A 19,145-nucleotide genomic window follows, 5' to 3' on the forward strand; every position below is an offset into this window, starting at 1 on the left:
CCAAGGGCGCCGGACCGGTCAGGCGGCCGCTGCGGCCGCCGTGCTCTTACGGGTCGAGACGATCTGGTCGACGAGGCCGTACGCGAGCGCGTCCTCGGCGGTCAGGATCTTGTCGCGCTCGATGTCGTCGCGGATCTTCTCGATCGGCGTGGTGGAGTGCTTGGCCAGCATCTCCTCGAGCTGCGTACGCATACGCAGGATCTCGTTGGCCGCGATCTCCAGGTCGGAGAGCTGCTCACGGCCGGTCTGCGAGGACGGCTGGTGGATCAGCACGCGGGCGTTCGGCAGGGCCATCCGCTTGCCGGGCGTACCGGCGGCGAGCAGCACGGCCGCGGCGGAGGCCGCCTGGCCCATGCAGACCGTCTGGATGTCCGGCTTCACGAACTGCATCGTGTCGTAGATGGCCGTCAGCGCGGTGAAGGAGCCGCCGGGGCTGTTGATGTAGATCGAGATGTCGCGGTCCGGGTCCATCGACTCCAGGCACAGCAGCTGCGCCATGACGTCGTTGGCGGAGGCGTCGTCGATCTGCACGCCGAGGAAGATCACGCGCTCCTCGAAGAGCTTGGCGTACGGGTCGTACTCGCGCACACCCTGCGAGGTGCGCTCCACGAAGCGCGGCACGACGTAGCGGTTGTCCACCTGCGGGCCGGTGTAGAGGCCGCTGGCGGCGGCGGAGAAGTTGCTCATGTCGGTGTTCACCATCCTGGTGGCGTTCTGTGGGCTGGGGTGGCTGGGGTGCGGACTGCCCGGCTCGGGAGCGTGAGTGCTCGCGAGGTCAGGCGCCGGTGCCGCCGCCGCCCGGAACGCCCGAGGCGGCAGAGATGATCTCGTCGATGAGGCCGTACGCCTTGGCCTCTTCCGCGGTGTACCAGCGGTCGCGGTCGCCGTCACGGATGATCGTCTCGACGGACTGGCCGGAGTGCTGGGCGGTGATCTCCGCCATGCGCTTCTTCGTACGAAGCAGGTACTCGGCCTGGATCTTGATGTCCGATGCGGTGCCGCCGAGGCCGGCGGAACCCTGGTGCATCAGGATGTCGGTGTTGGGGAGCGCGAAGCGCTTGCCCGCGGTGCCGCCGGTCAGCAGGAACTGGCCCATCGAGGCCGCCATGCCCATACCGATCGTGACCACGTCGTTCGGGATGTACTGCATGGTGTCGTAGACGGCCATGCCCGCGGTCACCGAGCCACCGGGACTGTTGATGTAGAGGTAGATGTCCTTCTCCGGGTCGGCGGCCAGGAGGAGCATCTGAGCTGTGATCTTGTTGGCGATGTCATCGTCGACCTGCTGGCCGAGGAAGATGATGCGCTCGCCGAGCAGTCGGCTGTAGACCTGGTCACCGAGGCCACCACCGAGGGACGGCTCACCGGCGGCGTAAGGCATCAGATTCGTCACGTATCCACCTGCTCGTCTCTGACGGCTCCGGCCGTCTCAGCGTCTTCGTACTGGAGGCGGGGACTCCCCTGCCCTCGTATTCATGGACCCTAACGCGCTGGTGGGCGGGCGCCATCCCGGTTCCCGAACTGTTCGCTCGGAGCGCAAGGTAGTTGGGACCCGTGACTACAGTGACGGGCCCCGGGCGCAAGGTGCGTCCGGGGCCCGTCGTAGGAGTCAGCGCGAGGCTCAGGCCTCGGTCTTCTCCGCGGCCGCGTCACCCTCGGTGTCACCCTCGACGACGGCCTCGACCGTCTCGGTGGCGGTCTCGGTCTCGTCCTCGTCGTCCGCGAGGTCGACGACCTCACCGTTGGTGTCGGTGACCTTGACGGCCTCGACGACGACGGCGAGCGCCTTGCCGCGGGCGACCTCGCCGACGAGCATCGGCACCTGGCCGCCCTCGACGACGGCCTTGGCGAACTCGTCGGGGCTCATGCCGGAGGTGGCAGCACGCCGCATGAGGTGCTCGGTGAGCTCCTCCTGGTTGACGTTCAGCTTCTCCTTGTTGACCAGCTCGTCGAGGATGAACTGGGTCTTGATGCCCTTGACCGCCTGCTCGGTGGTCTCGGCGTCGAACTCCTCGACCGTCTTGCCCTGGATCTCGAGGTACTTCTCGATGTCGAGGCCCATCTGGCCGAGCTGGTGGTGCTCGAGGTTGTGCTTGCGGGTCTTGACCTCGTCCTCGAGCAGCTTCTCGGGGATCGGCACCTCGGCCAGCTTCAGCAGCTCGTCCAGGACGCGCTCCTGGGCCTGGGTGGCCTGGTCGTACTGCTTCATGTTCTCGAGGCGCTTGCGGCTGTCCGCCCTGAGCTCCTCGAGGGTGTCGAACTCGCTCGCCATCTGCGCGAAGTCGTCGTCGAGCTCGGGGAGCTCGCGGGCGGCGACGGCGGTGACCTTGACGGTGACCTCGGACTCCTTGCCCTCGGCGGTGCCGCCCTTGAGCTCGGAGGTGAAGGTGGCCTCGCCGCCGGCCTCCAGGCCGGTGACGGCCTCGTCGATGCCGTCGAGCAGCTCGCCGGAGCCGATCGTGTACTGCACGCCGGCGGCGACGCCGTCCTCGAGGACCTCGCCGTCGACCTTGGCCTCGAGGTCGATCGTCACGACGTCACCCTCGGCGGCGGCGCGCTCGACCGGGTTGGTGGAGGCGAAGCGGCCGCGCAGCTCCTCGACGGCCTTGTCGACGTCCTCTTCGCTGACCTCGACGGCGTCGACGGTGACCTCGATGCCGGAGTAGTCCGGGATCTCGATGGTCGGGCGGATGTCGACCTCGGCGGTGAAGTTCAGCGTCTCGCCGTCCTTCAGCTCCGTGATGTCGACGTCGGGCTGGCCGAGCGGGTTCAGCTCGGCGTCGTTGACCGCCTCGGTGTAGAACTTCGGGAGGGCGTCGTTGACGGCCTCCTCCAGCACCGCACCACGGCCGAACCGCTGGTCGATCACTCGGGCCGGGATCTTGCCCTTCCGGAAGCCCTTGACCGTGACCTGCTGGTTGATCTTCTTGTACGCCGCGTCGAGGCTGTCCTTGAGCTCCTCGAAGGGCACCTCGACAGTGAGCCGAACCCGAGTCGGGTTCAGGGTCTCCACGGCGCTCTTCACGGTTCGGTCTCCTTGGTGGCTGATTCTGGGGTTCTGCGTCCGCCGCACTGGAGGCGGCTCAGCGGATTCGGCCCGGCTCTCCGTCCGGCTCGCCGGCTTTACGCCGGACGCGTCGGACACACGGGCACGCAGCTTGCATAGTAGCCGCAAGCAGGATGAGCCCCACAATGCGATCTTGAAGCGCGGTGGTGGTGATGGTCGGGGTGGCCGGATTCGAACCGACGACCTTCCGCTCCCAAAGCGGACGCGCTACCAAGCTGCGCCACACCCCGTCGGTGCGACACGTAGGGTACATGCCCGCAGGCCATACGGCTGCCGCATTCTCCGGGAGTGGTTGCCGCGCGGAATGGGGTGTGCGGCACCGGGCAGGGACCCGCTACGATGCTCCTCGTACCGCGGCCCTCGTGACCTGCGGTGCGATGCTTGCGGGCGTAGCTCAATGGTAGAGCACTAGTCTTCCAAACTAGCTACGCGGGTTCGATTCCCGTCGCCCGCTCTCAACGGCTCAGGGCCAGGTCGGAGGTTCATCCTCCAGCCTGGCCCTGATGCGTTGCCGATCTTCGTTCGGGCCTATGTGCCCGTTGCGTGCCCGTTCGGCTTGGGATCTTGCTTCCGTGCCTGCTCGACAACCGCGCTCACGGCCTGGCCAATCAGCCGCTCTCGCTCGGCTGTTGCGTGTTGGTAGATCAGCGCGGCGCGGGCGGTGCTGTGGCCCATTCTGGTCATCAGCTCACGTGTGCTCGCCCCGGTCGCGGCAGCGAGGGTATTCCCCGTGTGCCGGAGATCATGAAAGTGCAGGCCCTTGATCCCGACCTGGTCGCACGCCTTGCGCCAGAGCTTGTTGAAGTGGTTGCGGCGAGGTGTCGCCTTCTTGGCCCCGATGAAGACGCGGCCGTCCGGGCCCGGCTCGGCGAATACGGCAAGATGCGTAGCAAGATCAGTCACGATCACGGCCGGGATCGCCACGGTGCGCTTGCCCGCAGCGCCTCTTAGGTTCCTTCAACAGCCGCTTGCCGCTGTGGAGTTCGGCGACGTTCCGGCGCACGCGGAGGGTGCCCGCGTCGAGGTCGAGATCACGGCGGCAGAGGCCGATCAGCTCGCCCCAGCGGAGCCCTGTGAAGGCCGCCAGGAGGACGAGGGCGCGGTACCGAGGCTGCACCGCCCCCGCGATCTCGTAGACCTCCTGAACGGTCGCCGTCGGCCGCTCAGGAGTGGGAGCGACACTCGCGCCCTTGACCCGGCAGGGGTTGCGCCGGATCAGCCGGTCTTCCACGGCCGTCATGAGCACAGCCCGCAGAAGCGCGTACGACTTGGCCACCGATGAAGCCCCAGCACCCGCGTCCAGCCGAGCGACGCGCCAGGCCCGGACCATGGCCGGAGTGATGTCGGCCAGGACGACGCGGTCGAAGGTCGGCGCGAGATGGTTCCGGAGCAGCGACCGGTACAGGTCAGCGGTCGAAGCGCTGATGCCCCGCTCGGTGATCCAGGTAGCGGCGTACGTGCCGAAGGGCACCTTGGCGGCGTCGGGGTCGGCCCAGTCCCCGGCGCGCAGCTCGGCTTGACGTTCGGCCAGCCAGTCATCCGCTTCCCGCTTCGTGCGGAAGGTGTGCGGCGCCGGGCGGTCGATGCCGTCCGGTGCCAGGTAACGAGCTTGGTAGCGGCCCGAGGGCAGTTTGCGGACACGGCCGAAGGGCCGCTTCTTGGCTGCCATCAGGCCACGCTCCGCAGTCGACGGGCTGAGGGCGCAACGGTGTTGGCCTCGATGAACGCCACGATCGCCCGTTCGGGGATGCGGACGTGTCGGCCCACCTTGACGTACTCGATCCGACGTTCCTCGATGAGCCGCCGAGGGAAGCGGGCGGTGGTGCCGAGGCGTTCGGCGACTTGCTCGACGGTCAGCAGGTGGTCACTCACGACCGGTCTCCTTCCGAGGCGAGGGCTTCGCGGGCGGTTTCGCGGTTGAGTCGGATATCGCGGGCGATGGAGGCGGCGAGAGCTGACTCCGCGGGGGTGTGGCCGTGCCCGGCGTACTGCCAGGAGCCGAGGACGAGCACGGTGTCCGGGTCTCCGAGCGCGTCCTGTTCATGGGCGGCGCGGTAGTCGGCGCGGATCTGGCGGAGGGCGCCGAGGGTGGTGGAGTAGCGGCGGGATTTGGTGGAGAAATGGCCGCGGAAGCCGAGCATGTGCGCCCAGGCCCCGAGCTTCCGATCCGGGTAGAGCGGGGCGAGGTCGAGGCAGGCCTCGATGAGTCGGCGGGGGTGGTCGGGCACGTCCAGGAGGTCGAGGACTTCCCGGTTGCCGATGCGACGGTCGAGGCTGCCGGTGGACTCGGCGGCTTTGGTGGCGTACTTGGCGACGTAGGAGGCAACCGCCTGCTCGGTGATGTCGGAGCCGTCGTCGAAGGCGCGGACGGGTCGAATGTCGAGCTGGCGGCCCCAGCGGAAAGGCCGGCAGGGCTGGTCCCCGGCGACCGGGACGGTGATCGAGGTGTAGGAGTGGGCGGCAGCCGCGCGGATCGAGTCGTCGAGCAGCTGCACGCTCGCCCAGGACGGGGGCGGCGAGTCGGGCCCAAAGCCGCTCCACCGACCTCCGTTGCCGACGGCAGGCAGGCGGGCCATGCCCGGTGTGCCGACATCAAATCGCGATGCCGAGCAATCCCCCATTTACCCTGTTCAGGGACACGGACGCGAAGCGCAGTCCACGTGTGAGACGTGGCATATCACTTCGACACGAACTGAAACGGGGGCGAAGGATTTGGACGGCACATCAAACGCGGGCACTTCCAGCGTGTACCAGCGGAACATGGCCCCTAGCACCCTGGGACCCCGCACGGCCTTGCTGATGTCGCTGGTACTCGCGCTGCTGCTGGGCGCGCTATCAGCACTAGTGATGTTTCCGGCGGCCCAGCATCTCCGCTCACTCCAGGACGGCGAACGGGCCTCCGCAACGCTGCACAGGAACGGCTCGTGCATGATCGGCCACTGCCAGGTCGAATTCGAGGTCGACGGACAGACCGTGGTATCAGATCTGCCTGTGGGCAGCGGCGGCGGCAAGAGCTCTGTCGGCGACCGGATGATCGTCCGATACCAGGCCGACGACCCGCAGGTGGCCGCCCGTGAAGACGATGTAGGGGGCGGCGGGGCAGCCGTGCTGGCGGTGATGTCGGGTGGGGCCGCACTGCTCTTCCTCGTGCTTTCGGTCGTAGGGGCGGTCTACGTAGCGCGGCAACGGCGCCAAGACCCTTGACATCACCAGTCGACATCAACCTCAGCGTCCAAGAAGAGAAGCCCCAGGCTGAGCCCGGGGCTTCTCTCCGTCGTTGGCTGTGCGTTGCGGCAACGTGCCCCTTGCGTGCCCGATCGGTCGGAGTCGAGCGGGGAACTACGGGGAACCAGGGCGAGACGACCGCTCCCCCGCAGGTCAGCGACCTCCCAGCTCAGCGGCCACCAGCATACGGCGTCTTCCAAACTAGCTACGCGGGTTCGATTCCCGTCGCCCGCTCCACATGCCTCAGGCCCGGCTCGGTGGTTGATCACCCGAGCCGGGCCTGAGGCGTTTGCGGTCACACCAAGTCAGAAGCTGATCTGGTTGATGGTGTCGGCTATCGAGTCCAGGAATCTGTTGATCGACGGCGCCATGCCCGTCGAGGCGAGGAAGAAGCCGAACAGCGCCGCGACTATGGCGGGTCCGGCCTTGATCGAGCCGCCGCGGATCAGCACAACCAGGATGATCGCCAACAGCAGCACTACAGACAGTGAAATGGCCACAACTGATCACACCCTCGGTCGGTCCGCCTTGCCGGCCTGGGAGCGTGCGGCCCAGCACACCCCCGCCGTGACCATCGTGCCACCAACAGTCCCGTACATGCTGCCCGCTGACGAATCATCGACGACGGGATCACGCCAACCGTGCGCCCCCGTACGCCTGGTGGCAAGGGAAGGCTCCCCCGGCGGAGTGAAATACGGGACGGAATTCAGTCCTGATCGTTGCCATGCCCCCACACCTCGGTCACGAGAAATTCGAAGACCTGCGGTGAGGAAATTCACTTCACCGCAAGAGGGTGACGATATGCACCATTTAACGGGGATTAACTAGGGCATAGCGGGCGGTTGGCGGCTGTTTCAGATTCGAATGGGAGACGTGCGGAAGGAGTTTTACTAAATCGAATCGGCGCGGCTAGGGTGCCTCAGATGTTCCACGCTCCGCATGGAAATCAGAGGGCCCCGCTCCCCACGGCCCGGGAGTCGGAGCCCGTCCCTACGACACAGCAGGCGCACACACAGGTTGTGGACGCGCCTGCCGAGAAGTCCGCTCCGAAGTCCGCCTGTCGAGACGCCTACTTCGACAACGCGAAGTATCTGGCGATCGTGCTCGTGGCCGTGGCGCACGCATGGGAGCCGGTGATGGACGGCAGTCGCGCCTCCCGGGCGCTCTACCTCCTCGTCTACTCCTTCCACATGCCGGCCTTCATCCTCATCTCCGGCTACTTCTCCCGGAGTTACACCGGCCGCCCCGACCAGCTCAGACGGCTGCTGACCGGCATCGCCGTGCCGTACGTCGTCTTCGAGGTGGTCTACTCCCTCTTCAGACGGTGGGCGCAGGACGCCCCCGAGCAGCCGATCAGCCTGCTCGACCCCTTCTATCTGACCTGGTTCCTGGCCGCCCTGTTCATCTGGCGGCTGACGGCTCCCCTGTGGCGGCTGATCAAGTGGCCGGTTCCGGTCGCTCTCACTCTGGCCTCGCTCGCCACGCTGACGCCGGACATCGGGGCCGACCTCAATCTCCAGCGCGTGCTGCAGTTCCTGCCGTTCTTCGTGCTGGGGCTGTGCCTGAAGCCCGAGCACTTCCAGCTGGTGCGGCGGCGGGAGGCGCGGCTACTGGCGCTGCCGCTCTTCGCGGGCGCCGGCGTATTCGCGTACTGGGCCTCGGCCCATATGAACTTCGGCTGGCTCTACCGCTCCAGCAGCGCCCAGGAGCTGGGGGTGCCGTGGTGGGCGGGGATCGTCATGACGCTGGCGTTCTTCGGCTGCGCGCTGCTGCTCACGGCCGGGTTCCTGGCCTGGGTGCCGCGCCGCAGGACCTGGTTCACGGTGCTGGGCGCGGGCACGATCTGCGGATATCTGCTGCACGGGCTGCTGATCAAGGCGGCCGACTACGGGCGTGTCTTCGAGGACTACGCCTGGCTGAGCGACCCGGGCGGCGAGATCATGCTCACGCTGATCGCGGCGGCAGCGGTGACGCTGTTGTGCACGCCGCCGGTGCGGCGGAGCCTGCGGTGGGTGACCGAGCCGGATATGCGGTGGGCGTTCCGCCGGGACGCGACGGAGCTCGGGCGGCTCCGGCGTTGAGCCTCATTCGCCGGAGGGGCGGAATTTCAGCCCCTCCGGCGATTGAGGAGCGGGGTCCGGGGCGGAGCCAGGGGTGAGCCCCAGCAGACCCCGGACCTTCGCGTACTTCGCCTCCAGGCGGACCCGCGTCGCCTCGTCCAGCACCGCCAGCCGCCCCGGGTCCGCGTTGTGCGCGAGATCGGACTCCTTGACCAGGCGCGCGCCCGGAGTGGCCAGAATGCGCCGCGTGTAGTCCTCGAGCGACTCGCCCTTGCGCTTCGTGAGCGCGAGGACCATGTCCTTGACCGACTGCGGCAGCGCGGCCGCCTCCAGCCACTCCCGGGAGAGCGCGTCGTCCTCCACGGAGTCGTGCAGCCAGCCGGCGGCGATCTGCTCGTCGCTCCCGCCCCGGACGCGTACGCCTTCCGCGACGGCGGCGAGATGCTCGGTGTACGGGCGGTCCGCCTTGTCCTTCTGGGTGGCGTGCGCCTCGCGGGCGATCGCCTCGACCTCGGCCAGGGTCAGCATCTGCTGCGACATGTCCGAGACTGTACGGTCCGGTCGGCCCCGTCCGCCCGGGAGTTCGGGCTGTCTACGCAGCCGCTCCTCGTCGTGTCGGCGCTTGCTGCGTCGCAGCCCATGGCGGCCGTTGTCCTCAATCGCCGGACGGGCCGAATAGCTCGAACCACACCGTCTTGCCGCCCTGTGCGTGCGGAACCACACCCCAGCGGTCGGTGACCGCATCGACCAGCAGCAACCCCCGCCCGTCCTCGGCGAGCCCGTCTTCCGGCTCCCTGAGAGCGGGCAACCCCGGCGCGGCATCGGTGACCTCGATCCGTACGCCTGACTCCTGGCGCAGAACCAGCAGCCCACACCGTCTGTCCGGGACGTGCCGAACGACATTCGCGAGCAGCTCGGTGATCGCCAGCTCGGCCGCGTCGGTCAGCTCTTCCAGCCGCCACAGGTGAAAGTACGAGCGGACGATCCGGCGGAGATGTCGCGCCGAATGCTCACCCACGGTGAACCTCATCCGGTACGTGGCTGATGGCGCGGCATCGATCTGGTGCACGATAACTCCCGGTGGGGCAGGACAGGTTGGTTTGTTCTGCCACCAACCCTGGCGTCGCCCGGTTACGCTCGACTACACCCTGTGAGCAACCCTGCGTACCGTTGGGGGAGTCATGACGCACATCCGAGACCTCGACCCGAGCGCCTCCCCGCTCGACTACTACGGCGCGGAGCTTCGGCGGTTACGCGAAGCCGCCGACCTCAACCAGAAGCAACTCGGCTCGATCATCTACTGCACCGGCTCCCTGGTCGGCCAGATCGAGACCGCGCGCAAGGTCCCGACCAGGGAGTTCTCGGAGCGGGTTGACGCGGCGCTGGGGACGGAGGGGGCGATGTCGCGGCTGGTGGGGTTGGTGCTTCGGAGCCAACTTCCGTCCTGGTTTCAGCCGTACGCGGAGCTGGAGTCGCGGGCGACGTACATCTCCACGTACCAGGCGCAGGTCGTCTACGGCCTGCTGCAGACCGAGTCGTACGCGCGGGCCGTGCTGGCTGCGCCCTCACCGGACAACCTGGACGAGCTGGTCGCGGCCCGCATCGAGCGGCAGCGCGTCCTGGCGCGGGAGCACCCGCCGCTGACCTGGGTGGTGCTGGACGAGGCCGCACTGTACCGGCCGATCGGCGGCCCGGTGGTCATGCGAAACCAACTCCGCCACCTTTTGGAACTGCGCGACCAGCGCCGGGTGAACGTGCAGGTGCTGCCCTTCTCGGCCGGTGAACACACCGGGTTGACAGGCTCGTTCACGCTGATGCGATTCGGCCAGGACCCGGATCTCCTCTACACCGAGGACTTTGTGTCAGGTCACGCGACCGCCAACCCCGAGGCAGCCAACGAGGGTTCACTCCGTTACGCTCGCCTGCAGGCCGCAGCCCTCTCTGTTGAGGATTCGGCGGCACTGATCAGCCGCGTGATGGAGGAGCGATATGGGCCCGAGCCGGAACCTGACGAACGCGGCGTGGCGTAAGTCGAGTTACAGCGGCGACAGCGGCGGCGAGTGCGTCGAGTGCGCCACCCTCGGCGAGGCCACCTGGACCAAGTCCTCGTACAGCGGGAGCAGCGGAGGCGACTGCGTCGAGGTCGCCGCCTGCCCCGCCGCCGTCGCCGTCCGCGACTCCAAGAACCCCGAGGGCCCGGCCCTCACCGTCGCGGCAGCGGCCTTCGCCGCGTTCGTCGAATTCGCCGCCACCAACTAAGCGGCGCCCGCCAGGGCGAGCAGCGCGCGGTCGGTCCCGCGACCGCCGATCACCGCAAGCCCCACCGGCAGTCCGTCCACCGCCATCCGGGGCAGCACCACGCACGGCAGGCCCGCGCCGCTCGCCAGGCAGGTGAGGCGGAAGGTGCCTTGCCGGGTGGCGGCCTTCCGTTCGGGGTCCTCGTCGATCAGCGGCGCGGGCCCACTCGCTGCGGGCAGGAGCAGTACCGCGTCGTCGGGGATCGCCGCGCGCAGGTCGCGGGCCGTCCGGTGGAGTAGCGACTCCGCGCCCGCCCGTTCCTCGGGAGTCACCGCCTCCGCACGGGCGAACCGGGCCTCTACGCCCGGCCCCAGCGTGCCGGGGTGGGCGCTCACCCACTCCCCGTCGCACTCCCACACCTCTGCGGCCTGCACCGTCGCGAAGGCCACTGCCCGCTCCGCCGGATCGCCGCCCAGGGACGGGACTTGCTCGATCCGCAGGCCCAGCCGTTCGGCCAGTCCGGCCGATGCCGGGCCGAAGGCCTCGCGTACGCCCGCGTCGGCGAGCGCGACGAGGTCCGCGGCCACCAGGGCCGTACGGAACGGGGCTTCGTCGCCACCCCGAGGGAGCAGTACATCGCCGAGCCGCGCCAGCGTGTCCGCGTCCCGCGCGAGCCAGGCGACGGTGTCGAAGGAGGGGGCCAGCGGCAGCATTCCGGTCGCGGGGACGGCGCCATGGGTGGGCCGCAGGCCGTAGAGCCCGCAGTACGAGGCCGGTACGCGGATCGATCCTGCGGTGTCGCTGCCCAGACCGGCGTCTGCCTCCCCGAGGGCGACCGCGGCGGCCGGGCCGCTGGAGGAGCCGCCGGGGACGCGGCCGGGGGCGGCGGGGTTGGGCGGGGTGCCGTAGTGGGCGTTGGTGCCGTTGAGGCTGTAGGCGAATTCGTCGGTCTGGGCGATGCCGGTGATGTCGGCGCCTGCCGCCAGGAGGGCGGCGACGGCCCAGGAGTGGGCGGGCTGGGGCTCGGCCTCGGCCAGCCAGGCGGGGTTGCCGGCGCCCAGTTTGTGCCCAGCGACGGCGTGCACGTCTTTGACGGCCAGGCGTACGCCTGGCAGCGGGCCACTGCCGGAGCCGGTGACCAGGGGGTTGCCGTGCTCGCGCCAGACGGCGTTGTCCGTTGCTGCCACCGGGACTCCTCAGGATGCGGTCGTGGCGCCCAGCATCTCTTGGACCTGTCCGTCGCGGACGGAGCACGGCCTTCGGCCATGTCCTCAATCGCCGGACGGGCTGGGCTTCACGGGCTGGGCTTCACGGGCTGGGTTTCACGCCTCGCGGCACAGGAGCAGCAGCGCGCGGTCGTCGTTGACGTCCTTTGCCACCGCCTCGATCAGATGCCAGGCCGCGCCTTCGAAGCCCGAGAGGACGTAGCGGTCGGCCTCCCCCGTAAGGCGGTCTATGCCCTCGCTGATGTCCCGGCCCGACGCCTCGACCAGGCCGTCCGTGAAGAGCATCAGTACGTCGCCGGGGCGCAGCGAGCCCTTGACCGGGTCGAACTGGGCGCCGTCGTAGACACCGAGTAGCGGCCCCTCGGTGTCCTTCTCCTCCCAGCGGCCGCTTCCCGCGTGCAGCTGGAGGGCGGGGAGGTGGCCCGCCGACAAGAGCTCGTAGTCGCCGGAGTCCAGGTCCAGGACAAGGTGGATGGAGGTCGCGAAGCCCTCGTCCCAGTCCTGGCGGAGCAGATAGCCGTTGGCTGCGGGAAGGAAGCCGTGCGGCGGGAGCGAGCCGAGCAGGCCGCCGAAGGCGCCGGACAGCAGGAGCGCGCGGGATGCCGCGTCCATGCCCTTGCCCGAGACGTCGGTGAGGACGACTTCGAGGGTGCGGCCGCCGTTCGTACGGGCCGCGACCACGAAGTCGCCCGAGAAGGACTGGCCGCCGGCCGGGCGCAGCGACATCTCGCGGTGCCAGCCGCCCGGCAGCCGCGGCAGGGCGCTCTGTACGCGGATGCGTTCGCGGAGGTCGAAGAGCATCGTTCCGCCCCGCCGCCAGGGCACGCCGACGCGTGCTCTGAACTGGGCGATGAGCAGACCGAAGAAGCCGCAGGCCGCGACCGTCAGGACCGTGCCGGGGGTGACCCTCGCGGGGCCTTCGGTGTACGGGCCGAGGACGACCGCCTCGATGATCAGGGCCGCCGCCGCCCCCGCGTACAGACCCAGCAGGCTCGCCGGGCGCAGCAGCAGACCGCCGGCCACGATGGGCAGGACCAGGGCGGCCGGGGAGACCCAGACCGGCAACACGATCGTGCCCCAGGTGAAGGCGGGGATCGTGAGCAGCAGTCCGGCGAGGGCGATCCAGTCGGAGCCGTCACCTCGGAAGTAGTCGACCCCGGACTTGCGCAGGGCGATACGTGCCCGGTGCACCGCTTTCCGCGACCGGGCCGTGTACGCGTCTGCTGCAGAGCCACGGGCCATTGGCCTGGACCCTATCCACCCACTCGGCTCCCGTGCAGGGGGACCCCTGTGACAATGCGTTCGAAATCGGGTCGCCCAGACGACGTAGCCCTGGTAGTCATGGCATATGACGACAGAGCTGAGGGTGCTGCGTCCGTCCGAATGGGACGACTGGTACAGGAAGTTGATACTCGCCTTCGGCGGCGTCGACGAATCCCCGGAGGAGCGGGAGCTCTGGGATTCGCTGACCGAGCACGAGCGCTCGATCGGGGTCTGGGACGGGGAGGACTGCGTCGGGACGGCCGGGGCGTTCTCGTTCCGGCTCTCGGTGCCGGGCGGGGCCGTGGTGCCGGCGGCGGGCGTGACGATGGTGAGCGTGGCGGCGACCCACCGGCGGCGCGGGGTGCTCACGTCGATGATGCGGCGTCAGCTCGATGACGTACGAAAGTGGGGCGAACCGCTCGCCGTACTGACGGCCTCGGAGCCCGCGATCTACGGACGGTTCGGCTACGGGGCCGCGACCTTGCAGCTGCGGGCGGAGATCGACACGGCGCGGGTGCGGCTCGCGGTGCCTGAGGGCACGGACGACATCCGGCTGCGGCAGGTGAAGCCCACGGACGTGGGGGCGGAGTGCGAGGCGGTGTACGCGCGGCTGGTCGCCGGGCGGCCCGGGATGCTCGCCCGCCGGCCCGGCTGGGAGCGGCTGCCGGTCCTGGACGCGCCGGCCGACCGGGAGGGCGCGTCGCCGCTGCAGTGCGTGCTCGCGGAGCGGGGCGGGGAGGTCGTGGGGTACACCCTGTTCCGGATCAAGCCGTCCTGGGACACGGCCGGTCCGAACGGCACGGTGATCCTGCAGGATCTGGAAGCGCTGGATCCGGCGGGGTGCGCCGCGCTGTGGCGTTTCCTCTTCGGCATCGACCTGACCTCGAAGCTGCGGATGCTGAACCGTCCGGTGGACGACCCCTGGCAGCACCTGGTCTCCGACATCCGGCGCTGCAATGTCCGGCTGCGGGACTCGCTGCATGTGCGGCTGGTGGAGGTGGGGGCGGCGCTGGAGGCGCGGACGTACCGGACGCCGGTGGATGTCGTCATGGACGTCGAGGACGACTTCTGTCCGTGGAACGCGGGGCGGTGGCGGCTGACGGGCGACGCGAAGGGGGCGTCGTGCAAGCGGACGGAGGACGAAGCCGACCTGACGCTGTCCGTAAGGGAGTTGGGCTCGGCGTACCTGGGCGGGATCTCGCTGTCGGCGCTGGCGGGGCGGGCGGGTACGGGAGGTTCGGGCGGGCGCGGTGGCCGAGGCGTCGGGGGCGTTCGCGTCGGACGTCGCGCCGTGGTTGCCTCACGGCTTCTAGGGCGTGCGGCGGGGGAAACTAACCCCGTTGGCAAACCCCGCACCAGAAAAGATTGCGTGCGGCGAGACCGGCGGTGCGGATCTCGCCGCCGCAGACATGGCAGGGCTGCAGCGCCCGGCGGTAGACGTAGACCTCGCCGCCGTGGTCGTCGACGCGCGGCGGGCGGCCCATCGCCTCAGGGGTGTGTTCGGGGCGGACCGTGTCGATGCGGTTGTTCCGTACGCCCTCGCGCATCAACCCCACGAGATCATTCCAGATGGCTGTCCACTCGGTGCGACCGAGGTCCCTACCCGCGCGGTACGGGTCGATGCCGTGCCGGAACAGGACCTCGGCGCGGTAGACATTGCCGACGCCCGCGATGACCTTCTGGTCCATCAGCAGCGCGGCAACCGTCGTACGGGAACGGGAGATTCGGGCCCAAACCGCGTCCGGATCGCCGTCGGGACGGAGCGGGTCCGGGCCGAGGCGGTCGTGTATCGCCTGCTTCTCGCCGTCGGTGATGAGCCCGCAGGTCGTGGGGCCGCGCAGATCGACGTACGCGGTGGGGCCGGCGAGGCGCAGCCTCACCGTGTCGGTGGGCGGCGGCGCGGGAGCGTCCCCGAAGTTCACCTTGCCGAAGAGGCCCAGGTGGATGTGGACCCAGCCGAGCGGGCCGAAGCCGAGGAACAGGTGCTTGCCGTGCGCCTCAGTGGTCTCCAGGATCTGGCCGTCGACCAGCGCCGCGCTGTCGGAGAACTTCCCCTGCGGGCTGGACGCACGCACAGGCCGGCCGCCGAACCTCTCGAAGTGGTCGGCGGCCAGTCGGTGGATCGTGTGCCCCTCGGGCACGCTCAGCCCTGCTGCGGGTGGTGGGCCGGGATCGGGGGGAGCTCGCCGGTCGCCTCGTACGCGGAGAGCATCTCGATGCGGCGCGTATGACGCTCCTCACCCGAGTACGGAGTGGTGAGGAAGATCTCGACGAACTTGGTCGCCTCTTCCTGGGTGTGCATCCGGCCGCCGACGCTGATCACGTTGGCGTCGTTGTGCTCGCGGCCGAGCGCGGCGGTCTGCTCGCTCCAGGCGAGTGCGGCACGTACGCCCTTGACCTTGTTCGCGGCGATCTGCTCGCCGTTGCCGGAGCCGCCGATCACGATGCCGAGGCTGTCCGGGTCCGCGGCCGTCTTCTCGGCGGCACGCAGGCAGAACGGGGGGTAGTCGTCCTGGGCGTCATAGATATGGGGACCGCAGTCGACGGGGTCGTGGCCATGGGCCTTGAGCCACTCGACGAGATGGTTCTTGAGTTCGAAGCCGGCATGGTCGGAGCCGAGGTACACGCGCATGGTCCGAGTGTGGCACGCGAGGGGCTGGGCAGCGGTCAGCGGGGTCGGGACCCGCTGGACTTCAGGCCCCCGCCAAAGGCTCCGTACAAGATCCTCACCTAACGATCCGGAGTCGGACCTTCCGTACCCCGCCGCTGCGGGTTTTTAATGCGGGGGCTCGTGACCCGAGTGCACCCCAAACTTAAGGATTCGTCCATGACCTCGCAGCAGACCCTTACGAAGGAAGGCGAGCAGCCCGGTACACCCGGTAAGCCGCAGTCCTCCGACGGTCTCCAGGCCGGACTCAAAAACCGGCATCTGTCCATGATCGCCATCGGCGGTGTGATCGGTGCCGGCCTGTTCTTCGGCTCCAGTTCCGGAATCGCCGCGGCGGGCCCGGCCATCCTTCTGTCGTACGCACTCGTGGGCGCGCTGGTCGTCTTCGTGATGCGGATGCTCGGTGAGATGGCCGCCGCCAACCCGACCTCCGGCTCCTTCTCCGCCTACGCGGACCGGGCGCTGGGACGGTGGGCCGGATTCTCGATCGGCTGGCTGTACTGGTTCTTCTGGGTCGTGGTGCTGGCGGTCGAGGCGACGGCCGGCGCGAAGATCCTCGAAAGCTGGATTCCGGACGTCCCGCAGTGGGGCTGGGCGCTGATCGTGATGGTCGTGCTGACGGTCACGAACCTGGCGTCGGTGGCCTCGTACGGCGAGTTCGAGTTCTGGTTCGCGGGCATCAAGGTCGTCGCGATCAGCGCGTTCGTGCTGATCGGCGTGCTGGCCGTGTTCGGCGTGCTGCCGGGCTCGGACAACCCCGGGGCGGGCTTCGCGCATCTGACGGACGCCGGCGGATTCATGCCGAACGGCGCGGGCGCGATTCTGACCGGTGTGCTGATGGTCGTCTTCTCCTTCATGGGCAGCGAGATCGTGACGCTGGCGGCGGGCGAGTCCGAGGACCCGCAGCGTGCGGTCACCAAGGCGACGAACAGCGTGATCTGGCGGATCGGCGTCTTCTACCTGGGCTCGATCTTCGTGGTGCTGACGCTGCTGCCGTGGAACGACAAGTCGATCATCGACAAGGGCTCGTACGTCGCGGCGCTGGACTCGATCGGTATCGCGCACGCCGGGCAGATCATGAACGTGATCGTGCTGACGGCGGTGCTGTCCTGCCTCAACTCGGGGCTGTACACCGCCTCGCGGATGGCGTTCTCGCTCGGGCAGCGCGGCGATGCGCCGAAGGCCTTCGGCCGTACGAACTCGCGCGGCGTGCCGCAGGCGGCCATTCTCGGTTCCGTGGTCTTCGGCTTCCTGGCCGTCTTCTTCAACTACAAGTGGCCCGACACCGTGTTCGCGTTCCTGCTGAACTCGTCCGGCGCGGTCGCGCTGTTCGTGTGGCTGGTCATCTGCGTCACGCAGCTGCGCATGCGCGGGATCATCCTGCGGGAGATGCCGGAGAAGCTTGTGGTGCGGATGTGGCTGTTCCCGTATCTGACCTGGCTGACGATCGCGATGATCCTGTTCGTGCTGGGCTACATGGTCTACGACGGTGGCGACGCGCGTGATCAGGTGCTGCTGTCGCTGCTGGTGGCGGCTCTGGTGATCGGGATCGCGGTGTTGCGGCAGGTGCTCGGCAAGGGCGGTGCGGATGCGTCCGACGACGGCGTTCAGAGTGGCGTGAAGGACTCGGTCACCCGGTCGTAGGTGGTCAGGGCGGCGCTCTGTGAGGCGGCGGCGTACCAGACGTTGAGCTGGTACGACTTGCCGCCGGTGTTGAAGCCGACCTGGCGGGCGCGCCAGGGGGTGCCGCCCTGGGTGAAGACGTACTCCCAGATGATCGCCGGGCGGCCGCGGAAGGTGGTGCGCTCCAGGCGGATCTTGCGGTAGCCGGGGGCGTCGGCGCTGTCGCGCTCGAACTGCTGCCATTGGGTGAGGAGATCGCCGCCTCGTACGAGTGCGTACGAGGCGGCGATTTCTTGCTGTCCGTCGGGCGAGTGGTAGTGCACGTTGGACGGGCTCTTGGCGCTGCGGGTCCAGGCTTTGGGGGGTGCCCAGGCGAAACCCGTCTCGTTGCGGGTGCCGGGGCTCGCTCGGGGGGTCGTGGGTGGTGGCGCGTGAGAAGTGCCGGCGACGGTGGGGGTGTTGCTGCTGCTGACGCCTGTGCCGTCGGGGTCCTGGGCGGTGAGGAGGATGACGGCGGCGGTGCCGAGGGTGAGGGCGGCGAGGGTTGTGGCGGCGATGAGGGTCCGGGTGCGGGGGCCGGTGCGGGTGCGGGGCCGGTTCGTTCTTGCTCCCTGCCCGCCCTTCCCGAAACCGGGGCAGGCCCCGGGCCCACGGCCTTCGGCCGTGTCCTCAATCGCCGGACGGGCTTGATTTTCCGGCGATTGAGGCGCCGGGGCCGGGGGCTCCGGGTCCGGGCGGGCAGCAGGGGCCTCGGGCGTGGGGATCGGGAGCGTGGGGACGTAGCGCGCGGGCTCCGGCATCCGCGGCGCCGCCACCCGCTCCAGGGCCTCGTACACCTCCTCAAGACCCGGCCGCTCCGCCGGGTTCTTGAGCAGCAAGGAGGTCAGGAGCTCCGACAACGGGCCCGCCTCCGGCGGGAGTTCCGGCTCCTCGTAGAGCACCGCGTGCAGCGTCGCCAGCGTCGTCGGGCGGGTGAACGGCGACCTGCCCGCCACCGCCGCGCACAGCGTCGCGCCCAGCGACCACAGGTCCGACGGCGGGCCCGGGTGGCCGCCCACCCGTTCGGGGGCCATGTAGTCGGGCGAGCCGATCAGCATCCCCGCGACCGTCAGCTGCGCCGCGTCCTGGATCGCCGCGATGCCGAAGTCCGTCAGGACGACCCTCCCGCCCGCTCCCAGCAGCACATTGCCCGGCTTGATGTCGCGGTGCAGGACCCCGACGGCATGCACCTCGCGCAGGGCCGCGACCAGGCCCATGCCGATCCGCGCCGCCTCCCCCGGCGGCAACGGGCCGTCCTCTACGAGGAGTTGCTCCAGCGAGCGGGACGCCACCAGCTCCATCACGATCCACAGCCGGTCGCTCTCCTCGACCACGTCGTAGACCCGCACCACATTGGGGTGGTCGATCCGGGCCGTGGCGCGCGCCTCGCGCAGGGTGCGTTCGCGGCGGATGCGGGTGTCCTCCGCGTCCGCGTCGTCCATCCGCATCTCTTTGACCGCGACAGGACGATCCAGCATTTCGTCCGCCGCCCGCCACACCCGCCCCATTCCCCCCTGCCCAATGCTTTCGTCCAGCCGGTATCGCCCCGCCACCAATAGCCCCGGAATACCCGGCATTCCCGTCCGCCCCCTCGGCACCTACTGCGACCAGGACAGAAGCATGAACTTGCCCCCATGACAGCACAGTTCCGCGCAATCTTGTGGAACCCTTCTTCTACGCACTGCACGACGCGCGTCAAGGGGGCTGGGAATGCACGGAAAACGCTCGGGATCACT

Annotated in this window: 17 protein-coding genes, 2 tRNA genes and 3 pseudogenes; 7 read left to right on the forward strand and 15 right to left on the reverse strand. The window is 69.1% G+C overall.

Annotation, left to right across the window (positions count from 1 at the left end; translation table 11 throughout):
* Positions 1-18: 18 nt before the first annotated feature.
* From SLUN_RS13320 to SLUN_RS13335, 4 genes are all read right to left on the reverse strand, one after another.
* Positions 19-702: an ATP-dependent Clp protease proteolytic subunit gene (locus SLUN_RS13320; protein ID WP_108148700.1), complete on the reverse strand. Its 684-nt coding sequence runs from the start codon at positions 700-702 to the stop codon at positions 19-21.
* Positions 703-775: 73 nt separating this feature from the next.
* Positions 776-1,381: an ATP-dependent Clp protease proteolytic subunit gene (locus SLUN_RS13325; protein ID WP_108154712.1), complete on the reverse strand. Its 606-nt coding sequence runs from the start codon at positions 1,379-1,381 to the stop codon at positions 776-778.
* 240 nt (positions 1,382-1,621) lie between these two features.
* Positions 1,622-3,025 carry a trigger factor gene (tig, locus tag SLUN_RS13330; protein WP_108148701.1) on the reverse strand — a complete coding sequence of 468 codons (1,404 nt, stop codon included), beginning with the start codon at positions 3,023-3,025 and terminating at the stop codon, positions 1,622-1,624.
* 195 nt (positions 3,026-3,220) lie between these two features.
* Positions 3,221-3,297 (reverse strand) — tRNA-Pro (locus SLUN_RS13335).
* A 153-nt stretch (positions 3,298-3,450) separates the two neighbouring features.
* Between SLUN_RS13335 and SLUN_RS13340 the strand changes: the two genes are divergently transcribed.
* Positions 3,451-3,521 (forward strand) — tRNA-Gly (locus SLUN_RS13340).
* Positions 3,522-3,595: 74 nt separating this feature from the next.
* Here the strand turns inward: SLUN_RS13340 and SLUN_RS13345 are convergent.
* The 3 genes and pseudogenes from SLUN_RS13345 to SLUN_RS13355 form a co-directional block, all read right to left on the reverse strand.
* A pseudogene (locus tag SLUN_RS13345) lies at positions 3,596-4,736 on the reverse strand (tyrosine-type recombinase/integrase).
* Positions 4,736-4,939 (reverse strand): excisionase family DNA-binding protein, encoded by a 204-nt coding sequence (locus SLUN_RS13350; protein WP_108148702.1) that lies wholly within the window; start codon positions 4,937-4,939, stop codon positions 4,736-4,738. The pseudogene SLUN_RS13345 and the gene SLUN_RS13350 overlap by 1 nt, the downstream one beginning before the upstream one ends.
* Positions 4,936-5,595, reverse strand: a pseudogene (locus SLUN_RS13355) (replication initiator); the annotation flags it as partial. The gene SLUN_RS13350 and the pseudogene SLUN_RS13355, both read right to left, overlap by 4 nt.
* Positions 5,596-5,866: 271 nt before the next feature.
* On the opposite strand from SLUN_RS13355, the gene SLUN_RS13360 reads away from it, so the two are divergent.
* On the forward strand, positions 5,867-6,271 hold the full coding sequence (locus tag SLUN_RS13360; protein ID WP_254709822.1) for a DUF3592 domain-containing protein: 405 nt from the start codon (positions 5,867-5,869) through the stop codon (positions 6,269-6,271).
* Positions 6,272-6,597: 326 nt separating this feature from the next.
* Here SLUN_RS13360 and SLUN_RS13365 read toward each other — a convergent pair whose 3' ends face one another.
* Entirely contained in the window at positions 6,598-6,792 is a 195-nt protein-coding gene (locus SLUN_RS13365; RefSeq protein WP_108148703.1) for a hypothetical protein, read from the reverse strand.
* Between the two features lie 423 nt (positions 6,793-7,215).
* Between SLUN_RS13365 and SLUN_RS13370 the strand changes: the two genes are divergently transcribed.
* Entirely contained in the window at positions 7,216-8,373 is a 1,158-nt protein-coding gene (locus SLUN_RS13370) for an acyltransferase family protein (protein WP_108148704.1), read from the forward strand.
* Positions 8,374-8,376: 3 nt separating this feature from the next.
* Here the strand turns inward: SLUN_RS13370 and SLUN_RS13375 are convergent, their stop codons facing one another.
* Positions 8,377-8,892: an HD domain-containing protein gene (locus tag SLUN_RS13375; RefSeq protein WP_108148705.1), complete on the reverse strand. Its 516-nt coding sequence runs from the start codon at positions 8,890-8,892 to the stop codon at positions 8,377-8,379.
* 115 nt (positions 8,893-9,007) lie between these two features.
* On the reverse strand, positions 9,008-9,382 hold the full coding sequence (locus SLUN_RS13380) for an ATP-binding protein (RefSeq protein ID WP_108154714.1): 375 nt from the start codon (positions 9,380-9,382) through the stop codon (positions 9,008-9,010).
* Between the two features lie 151 nt (positions 9,383-9,533).
* On the opposite strand from SLUN_RS13380, the gene SLUN_RS13385 reads away from it, so the two are divergent.
* Both SLUN_RS13385 and SLUN_RS13390 read left to right on the forward strand, forming a co-directional pair.
* Positions 9,534-10,382, forward strand: coding sequence for a helix-turn-helix domain-containing protein (locus SLUN_RS13385; protein WP_108148706.1), 849 nt, complete (start codon positions 9,534-9,536; stop codon positions 10,380-10,382).
* Positions 10,342-10,611, forward strand: coding sequence for a DUF397 domain-containing protein (locus SLUN_RS13390; RefSeq protein WP_108148707.1), 270 nt, complete (start codon positions 10,342-10,344; stop codon positions 10,609-10,611). Before SLUN_RS13385 ends, SLUN_RS13390 begins: the two co-directional genes overlap by 41 nt.
* Here SLUN_RS13390 and SLUN_RS13395 read toward each other — a convergent pair.
* Positions 10,608-11,777: an amidase gene (locus SLUN_RS13395; protein WP_108148708.1), complete on the reverse strand. Its 1,170-nt coding sequence runs from the start codon at positions 11,775-11,777 to the stop codon at positions 10,608-10,610. The genes SLUN_RS13390 and SLUN_RS13395 overlap by 4 nt on opposite strands.
* Before the next feature lie 135 nt (positions 11,778-11,912).
* Entirely contained in the window at positions 11,913-13,058 is a 1,146-nt protein-coding gene (locus SLUN_RS13400) for a PP2C family protein-serine/threonine phosphatase (protein ID WP_108148709.1), read from the reverse strand.
* A 106-nt stretch (positions 13,059-13,164) separates the two neighbouring features.
* On the opposite strand from SLUN_RS13400, the pseudogene SLUN_RS13405 reads away from it, so the two are divergent.
* Positions 13,165-14,392, forward strand: a pseudogene (locus SLUN_RS13405) (GNAT family N-acetyltransferase).
* A gap of 18 nt (positions 14,393-14,410) precedes the next feature.
* On the opposite strand, the gene SLUN_RS13410 reads toward SLUN_RS13405, so the two are convergent.
* The gene (locus SLUN_RS13410) at positions 14,411-15,220 is read right to left on the reverse strand and encodes an Fpg/Nei family DNA glycosylase (protein WP_108148710.1); all 810 of its coding nucleotides are present in this window, start codon (positions 15,218-15,220) and stop codon (positions 14,411-14,413) included.
* A 2-nt stretch (positions 15,221-15,222) separates the two neighbouring features.
* Positions 15,223-15,711, reverse strand: a complete 489-nt coding sequence (locus SLUN_RS13415; protein WP_108148711.1) for a ribose-5-phosphate isomerase — start codon at positions 15,709-15,711, stop codon at positions 15,223-15,225.
* Positions 15,712-15,906: 195 nt separating this feature from the next.
* Here SLUN_RS13415 and SLUN_RS13420 point away from each other — a divergent pair, with 195 nt between their 5' ends.
* Positions 15,907-17,391, forward strand: coding sequence for an amino acid permease (locus SLUN_RS13420; protein ID WP_108148712.1), 1,485 nt, complete (start codon positions 15,907-15,909; stop codon positions 17,389-17,391).
* Here the strand turns inward: SLUN_RS13420 and SLUN_RS13425 are convergent.
* The gene (locus SLUN_RS13425) at positions 17,355-18,986 is read right to left on the reverse strand and encodes a serine/threonine-protein kinase (RefSeq protein ID WP_170146574.1); all 1,632 of its coding nucleotides are present in this window, start codon (positions 18,984-18,986) and stop codon (positions 17,355-17,357) included. The genes SLUN_RS13420 and SLUN_RS13425 overlap by 37 nt on opposite strands.
* Positions 18,987-19,145 lie beyond the last annotated feature (159 nt).

It is taken from the genome of Streptomyces lunaelactis, assembly GCF_003054555.1.
GTDB lineage: Bacteria > Actinomycetota > Actinomycetes > Streptomycetales > Streptomycetaceae > Streptomyces > Streptomyces lunaelactis.